A 6,727-nucleotide genomic window follows, 5' to 3' on the forward strand; every position below is an offset into this window, starting at 1 on the left:
CGGCTTTCAGCTGGTGAAGCCGCGCTGGCGACGTGCCTCGTAGAGGCACACACCGCTGGCGACTGAAACATTGAGGCTTTCGACCCCGCCCAGCATCGGGATGCTGACCAGTTCATCGCAGTTCTTGCGGGTGAGCTGGCGCATGCCGCTGCCTTCTGCCCCCAGTACCAAGGCGGTGGCTTGGGCCATGTTGGCCGCGTACAGGTCGCGTGGCGCATCATCAGACGTGCCCACCACCCAGATGTCACGCTCTTTGAGCTCACCCAGCGTGCGCGACAGGTTGGTCACCATGAAGTACGGCACGGTCTCGGCCGCGCCGCTGGCCACCTTGGCCACCGTGGCATTGACGCCCACGGCGTGGTCCTTGGGCGCGATGACCGCATGGGCACCGGCACCATCGGCCACGCGCAGGCAGGCGCCCAGGTTGTGCGGATCGGTGATGCCGTCGAGCACCAGCAACAAGGGCGGCTCCGACAAGGCATCCAGCAGGTCGTCCAGCGAGTTGGCCTGGGGAATGTGCTCCACCTTGGCGACCACACCTTGATGGCGGTGAGTGCCGGACATCTTTTGCAAGCGATCGTCGTCGCTTTCGACCAGGTTCAGCCCGGCTTCTTCGGCCTTGGCAAGGAACTGGCGCATGCGCTGGTCGCGCCGAGTGGCGTCAACGTGCAGCTCGCGGATGGTTTTGGGGGCGACCTTCAGGCGCACGGACACGGCATGGAAGCCAAATAGCAATTTCAGACTCATGGGCGGCATCCTACCCTGTGCGCGGCGGGTCAGGCCTCAGGCACCAGTCGGCCCGCATCAATGCGCAAAATGCGGGTGCACCGGCTGGCGATTTGTGGATCGTGCGTGACCAGGATCAGGGTGGTACCGGCTTCGCGGTTCAGCTCGAACATCAGGTCCATCACCGACTGGCCGGTGGCGTGGTCCAGGCTACCAGTGGGCTCATCGGCCATCAGCACCTTGGGCTGGACCACAAAGGCACGCGCCAGGGCCACGCGTTGTTGCTCGCCGCCAGACAAGGTCACGGGCTTGTGAGTCAAGCGCTTGCCCAGGCCTACGCGTTCCAGCATGGCCGCGGCCTGGCTGCGCGCATCGCGCACGCCGCGCAGCTCCAGCGGCAGCATGACGTTTTCGAGAGCGCTGAGGTGCGACAACAACTGAAAGCTCTGGAAGACGAACCCCAGGTTGGCCGCGCGGTGGGCCGCCCGGTCGTCCTCGCTCAAAGCAAACAGATCGCGCCCACACAACTGCACGCTGCCATGGGTGGGCACGTCCAGGCCAGCCAGCAATGACAGCAAGGTGCTTTTGCCCGAACCGGAAGCCCCCACGATGGCCACGGTCTCACCCGCCTGCAGGGTGAAGTCGATGTTGTGCAGAATGGCCAGGGTGCCCGATGAATCTTCCACCGATTTGCCCAGGCCTTGCACCTGCACGACGACGGGCGACAGGGGTGATACAACGGGGTTTTGGCTCATGTGGATGACAGACAGGAAATGTTGATGCCCTTTGACTTTACGCGAGGTGTGCGACTGGCCATGGCCAGCGTGGTTTTCAGCCTGTTGACTTCAGTGGGTAATGCGGCCACCACAGCGGCCACCACACCGACCATCCTGGTGATGGGCGACAGCCTGTCCGCCGAGTATGGTCTGGCGCGCGGCACTGGTTGGGTGGCCTTGCTGGAAAAGCGCCTGCAGGCCGAGGAGATCAGCGCTCAGGTGGTCAATGCCAGCATCAGTGGAGAAACCACGGCTGGTGGCGTCACGCGCTTGCCGACGCTGTTGGCACAGCATCGTCCCAGCGTGGTGGTCATTGAATTGGGCGCCAATGATGCCTTGCGGGGCTTCGCTCTGTCAGCCACCAAAGGCAATTTGACGACGATGGTGAAGGCCAGCAAGACCGCAGGCGCCCGGGTCGTGCTGGTGGGCATGCAGGTGCCGCCAAACTTCGGGAAACGCTACGCCGATGACTTTGCAGGCCTGTTCCCTGCCTTGGCCAAGTCAGAATCAATCGCGCTTGTGCCCTTCTTCCTGAAGGGGGTGGCAGACCGGCCAGATGCCCGTGACTGGTTCCAATCCGACGGCATGCACCCGACTGCGAAGGCCCACCCCGTCATCCTGGGCAACATGTGGCCGACGTTGAAGCCTTTACTTCTTGGGCGTCAGCGTTGAGGCCAAGCCGGTGCCAAAGTTGCCCAGCAGGGTTTCGGCCTGCTTGCTCATTTGCTCCTGCATCTGCGTGAACATTTGGCGCGACTGCTCCATGTAGCCGCCCATGAAGTTCTGCATCAGTGGCGCTTGCACCAAGGGGGCTTGCAAGTTCACCACCGAGCTGTCGGTCAAGCGGGCTTGCAGGTCGATGAAGGACTGGATGTTTTTTTCCAAGTAGTTGCCCATCAATCCCTGCATGGTGTTGCCATAAAAGCGAATGATCTGGGCCAGGGCCTGGCTGGAGAACATGGGCACGCCACCGGTCTCTTCTTCCAGAATGATCTGCAAGAGGATGCTGCGGGTCAGGTCTTCGCCAGACTTGGCATCCAGGACCATGAAGTTCTCGCAGGCCAGGACCATGTCCTTCACATCGACCAAGGTGATGTAGCTGCTGGTCTGGGTGTCGTACAGACGCCGATTGGGGTATTTTTTAATCGCCCGAACGCCAGCAGGTGCCACAGCGGGAGTGTCGGTATCAGCGCCCACTGTTTCATCGGTGGCTTTGCTTTTGGTGCCTGAGGCAGCTGACTGACGACGTGAGGTACTCATGCTGATCTTGTTCTCCAAAGCGGTGGATCATTTTAGGCACACTAATCCACGATTGGCAAAGACTTATGACCATGACACTCAAACGACTTCTAGAATGCTGAAGGGCCCGTTGTTCACAGGTTTTGAGCTGTTGCTGGAGTTGTTGTGCTGGAAACCAAATCAAGTACTGGCGAGCACTATGTCACGCCCGGACAATTGTGCGTGGGGTTGTATGTCCACCTTGATTTGACCTGGGTCAACCACCCTTTCACATTTTCCAGTTTCAAGATCAAAAGCAGCGAACAAATTCACATGATCCAGACTTTGGGTCTGACGCGGATTCGTTATTCACCGGCCAAAAGCGACGAACAACCCGGTCCAGAGTCGGCGATCCCGATGTCGACGGTGGCCAGCTCTTCGCCTGAAAGCGACCTGGCGTACCAGGCCAAACGTGAGCGCGTTGAGAAACTGGCTTTGCAGCGGACCAAGGTGGCCTCGTGCGAACGAGAGTTCCTCTCCACCACGCGCATCATCAAGTCCATCAATCAGAATTTATTCTCTCGACCGAAAGAGGTTTGCGAGCAAGCCAATACCTTGGTATCGGGCATCGCTGACTCCATGATGGTGGACGCCGACATCGCCATTCAATTGATGGCCGACAAAGTGGGCGGCGAGGATGTGTATTTGCACTCCCTGAACGTGACGCTGCTGTCGATGATGTTGGCCAAGGAAATGAAGGCCCCGATAGAGGCCATCAAGTTCTTGGGCATGGGCGCGCTTTTCCATGACGCGGGCGATGCAGAAATCCCCGAACGCATCACTCGCAAAATGGAGCCCTTGAGCAAAAATGAGCAGTCCTTGCTGCAGCAGCACTGCGGGCACGGGGTCGACATTGGCAAGAAACTGGGCTTGCCCTCCGAAGCCCTGCTGGTGATTGCCCAACACCACGAACGCGTTGATGGGTCGGGCTATCCGCTCAAAATGCAGGGCGCGCAATTATCGTTGCTGTCCCGGATTGTGGCGGTGGTGAATGCCTACGATGAACTGTGCAACCCGGTGAATCCGGCCAAGGCCATGACGCCCCACGAGGCGCTGTCCACGATGTATGCGCAGCAGCGGTCCCAGTTCGACCCTTTGGCCATGACGACTTTTGTGCGCTGCATGGGGGTGTACCCGCCCGGGACGATCGTGGTGCTGTCCAACGGCTCGCTGGGCATGGTGGCCTCAGTGAACAGCACGCGGCCCCTCAAACCGACGATCCTGGTCTACGACCCGGCTGTGCCCAAGGAAGAGGCCATCCTGGTGGACCTGGAACAAGAACCGGACGTTGTTGTGAGCCGGGCCATCAAGCCCCAGCAACTGCCCCAGGCCGCCCACGACTACCTGTCGCCACGCAAACGGATGTCGTATCACTTCCATGCCGAAGTCGGCAAGGCGCTCGCCTGAAAATTGGTGGGCGCGAGTGGACCCGAATCTGTCCGGATAAGGATGGATCCTGATGGGCCCATCACGCCTTGCTGCTGAGTGTACCCGCACCCATCGCACGGCATGGTCAAGCAAGGACGGCGACGACTTCGTGGTGGCGGCCAGCTACCTGAAGAACTTGCCTGCGGGCAATGGCAAGGTGGGCGTGGTGGGCTTTTGCTATGGCGGGGTGTCTCGACGAGCTCTCTCGCCACTCGCCAGCCCACGCTGGACCCACGCCTTTGGCCGCAGCATCTTTCTGCAGTTGGGATGTCGGCCAGGATGACACACAGCGCATGCGCCGAAGGGCTGAGCAAGGTCAACCAAGTCGCGGCTCAGAGCTTGCAGCATGTGGTTACAAGGCCATCTGGCTTGTCCTTAAGATCGCCGCTCACTTCAACAGGAGAACGCATGAGAATCAATGAAGTTTTGAACAAAGTGGCCTTGGCATTGGCATTGACAGCAGGTGCCGCGAGCACCCAGGCTGCTCAAAAGGTCTGCGTGTTCGACATCCTCGGCGCCAGCGGCGACGCTTTCAACATGGCCAAGGACTATGGTCTGGTCATGCAAAAGCAAGGCGTGACTCTGGAGCTCAAGGCCTACACGAATGAAGGTGTGGCCACCGAAGATTTCCGCACCGGACAATGCGATGCCCTGCTGGCCAGCGCCTTCCGCACCCGCCAGTTCAACACGGTCTCCGGTGCCATCGACACGTTAGGATCAACCACCATGATCAAGGACGGCAAGATCGACATGGCGTCCAGCTATGACGTCGTCCGCAAGGTCATCCAGACCTTCGCTTCGCCCCAGGCGGCCAAGCTGATGGTGCAGGGCAACTACGAAATCGGCGGCATCTTCCCTTTCGGCGCGGCCTACCCGGTCATCAACGACCGCAGCATCACCACCGTGGAAGCGTTGGCTGGCAAAAAGATCGCCGCGTTTGACCATGACAAGGCCCAGGCCATGATGATTCAGCGCGTGGGAGGTCAACCGGTCTCTGCCGACATCAGCAACTTCGCCACCAAGTTCAACAATGGCAGCGTCGACATGATTGCGGCACCAAGCCTGGCCTACAAGCCGCTTGAACTGCAAAAAGGCATTGGCACCAAGGGCGGCATTGCCCGCTTTCCGATCATGATCCTGACCTACCAGATGGTCCTCAACCAAAGCAAGTTCCCCGCAGGCTTTGGCGAGAAATCACGCACCCACTGGCTGGGCGAGTTCGACCGCGCCATGAGCATGATCAAGAACGCCGACTCTGGCATCCCCGCTGCGGCCTGGATCGACCTGGCACCTGAAAACGCACAGAAGTACAACCTGATGCTGCGCGAATCACGCCTGGACATTGCGTCCAAAGGTATCTATGACGCGCAAGGCTTGAAGGTCATCAAGAAGGTGCGTTGCTCCTTGAACCCCGCCGACGCGGAGTGCACCACCAAGTCGGAAGAGGGCTGATCGCTGAATTGATGGCATCTTTGGGCCGCCGTGCTTCTGGCGGCCTGGTCGACCAAGCGCCAGATCAAAGCTGATCGTCGTTCAGCTCTTCACCGTTGGTGTTGCGCATGGCCTGCTCGACCACCGCCCGCGTCAAGGTGGGCGCAAAGGTCTCGATCAAGGCAAAAATGTAGGCGCGCAAGAAAGCGCCACGGCGGAACGCGATGCGCGTCATGTTGACGGCGAACAAGTGGCCCGCATCCATGGCGCGCAGGTTGCGATCACGCTCTTCGTCATACGCGATCGAGGCCACCACGCCCACGCCCATGCCCAGCTCGACGTAGGTCTTGATCACGTCGGCGTCCATCGCGCTCAGCACGATGCGTGGCTGGATGCCCTCTTTGGCAAAGGCCTCGTCGATGTGCGAACGGCCGGTGTAGCCCGCGTCGTAGGTCACCATCGGGAAACGGGCCAGGCGCTGCAAGGTCAGGGGCTCGCCATCCAGCAAAGGATGATCGTGCGGCACCACGACGCTGTGGGTCCAGCGGTAGCAGGGCAAGGTCACCAGTTGATCGTACTGGTCCAGCGCCTCGGTGGCCACGCCAATGTCGGCCTCGCCACTCAGCAGCATCTCGGCCACCTGGCGGGGCGAGCCTTGGTGCAGGCTCAAGGTCACTTGGGGATACAACTCGCGGAAATCACGCACCACCGAAGGCAAGGCATAACGTGCCTGCGAGTGGGTGGCCGCGATCGACAATGGGCCCGCATCGTGTTGAGAGAAATCGCGCGAGGCATTGCGCAGGTTCTCCGAGTCAGCCAGCAAGCGCTCGATGATGGGCAGCACTTCGGCGCCGGGCACCGTCAGGCCCGTCAGGCGTTTGCCCGCGCGAATAAACAACTCGATGCCCAATTCGTCTTCCAGCTCGCGGATCTGGCGGCTGACGCCCGGTTGCGATGTGTGCAGTGCGTTGGCGACCTCGGTCAGGTTGAAGCCACGGCGCACGGCCTCTCTCACTGATCTCAATTGTTGGAAAGTAAGCGGTAACTCGCCGACGTCCTTGCCAGACGGTTTACCGCCGTGTTTTTGG

General features: G+C 60.3%; 8 protein-coding genes. 4 read left to right on the top strand and 4 right to left on the bottom strand.

Annotated elements, in window-relative coordinates; translation table 11 throughout:
* Positions 1–6 precede the first annotated feature (6 nt).
* Entirely contained in the window at positions 7–747 is a 741-nt protein-coding gene (rlmB, locus tag PSV38_RS07965) for a 23S rRNA (guanosine(2251)-2'-O)-methyltransferase RlmB (RefSeq protein ID WP_300546392.1), read from the bottom strand.
* A gap of 29 nt (positions 748–776) precedes the next feature.
* Positions 777–1,481 (bottom strand): ABC transporter ATP-binding protein, encoded by a 705-nt coding sequence (locus PSV38_RS07970; protein ID WP_300546393.1) that lies wholly within the window; start codon positions 1,479–1,481, stop codon positions 777–779.
* A gap of 60 nt (positions 1,482–1,541) precedes the next feature.
* Between PSV38_RS07970 and PSV38_RS07975 the strand changes: the two genes are divergently transcribed.
* Positions 1,542–2,174, top strand: coding sequence for an arylesterase (locus PSV38_RS07975; RefSeq protein ID WP_300546408.1), 633 nt, complete (start codon positions 1,542–1,544; stop codon positions 2,172–2,174).
* Here the strand turns inward: PSV38_RS07975 and phaR are convergent.
* Positions 2,151–2,762 carry a polyhydroxyalkanoate synthesis repressor PhaR gene (gene phaR / locus PSV38_RS07980; protein WP_300546394.1) on the bottom strand — a complete coding sequence of 204 codons (612 nt, stop codon included), beginning with the start codon at positions 2,760–2,762 and terminating at the stop codon, positions 2,151–2,153. The genes PSV38_RS07975 and phaR overlap by 24 nt on opposite strands.
* A gap of 201 nt (positions 2,763–2,963) precedes the next feature.
* On the opposite strand from phaR, the gene PSV38_RS07985 reads away from it, so the two are divergent.
* From PSV38_RS07985 to PSV38_RS07995, 3 genes are all read left to right on the top strand, one after another.
* Positions 2,964–4,187: an HD-GYP domain-containing protein gene (locus PSV38_RS07985; RefSeq protein WP_300546409.1), complete on the top strand. Its 1,224-nt coding sequence runs from the start codon at positions 2,964–2,966 to the stop codon at positions 4,185–4,187.
* Between the two features lie 52 nt (positions 4,188–4,239).
* The gene (locus PSV38_RS07990) at positions 4,240–4,491 is read left to right on the top strand and encodes a hypothetical protein (protein ID WP_300546395.1); all 252 of its coding nucleotides are present in this window, start codon (positions 4,240–4,242) and stop codon (positions 4,489–4,491) included.
* A 125-nt stretch (positions 4,492–4,616) separates the two neighbouring features.
* Positions 4,617–5,660 carry a putative solute-binding protein gene (locus tag PSV38_RS07995; protein WP_300546396.1) on the top strand — a complete coding sequence of 348 codons (1,044 nt, stop codon included), beginning with the start codon at positions 4,617–4,619 and terminating at the stop codon, positions 5,658–5,660.
* Between the two features lie 64 nt (positions 5,661–5,724).
* On the opposite strand, the gene PSV38_RS08000 is transcribed toward PSV38_RS07995, so the two are convergent.
* Positions 5,725–6,663, bottom strand: a complete 939-nt coding sequence (locus PSV38_RS08000; protein WP_300546410.1) for a CysB family HTH-type transcriptional regulator — start codon at positions 6,661–6,663, stop codon at positions 5,725–5,727.
* Between the last annotated feature and the right edge of the window lie 64 nt (positions 6,664–6,727).

It is taken from the genome of Aquabacterium sp. (assembly GCF_029946005.1).
In the GTDB taxonomy this organism is placed as follows: domain Bacteria; phylum Pseudomonadota; class Gammaproteobacteria; order Burkholderiales; family Burkholderiaceae_C; genus Aquabacterium.

Excerpts from the sequence above, each read along its gene's own strand:
- rlmB (WP_300546392.1), bottom strand. The coding sequence starts at position 747 with ATGAGTCTGAAATTGCTATTTGGCTTCCATGCCGTGTCCGTGCGCCTG.
- PSV38_RS07970 (WP_300546393.1), bottom strand. The coding sequence starts at position 1,481 with ATGAGCCAAAACCCCGTTGTATCACCCCTGTCGCCCGTCGTCGTGCAG.
- PSV38_RS07975 (WP_300546408.1), top strand. The coding sequence starts at position 1,542 with ATGGCCAGCGTGGTTTTCAGCCTGTTGACTTCAGTGGGTAATGCGGCC.
- phaR (WP_300546394.1), bottom strand. The coding sequence starts at position 2,762 with ATGAGTACCTCACGTCGTCAGTCAGCTGCCTCAGGCACCAAAAGCAAA.
- PSV38_RS07990 (WP_300546395.1), top strand. The coding sequence starts at position 4,240 with ATGGGCCCATCACGCCTTGCTGCTGAGTGTACCCGCACCCATCGCACG.
- PSV38_RS07995 (WP_300546396.1), top strand. The coding sequence starts at position 4,617 with ATGAGAATCAATGAAGTTTTGAACAAAGTGGCCTTGGCATTGGCATTG.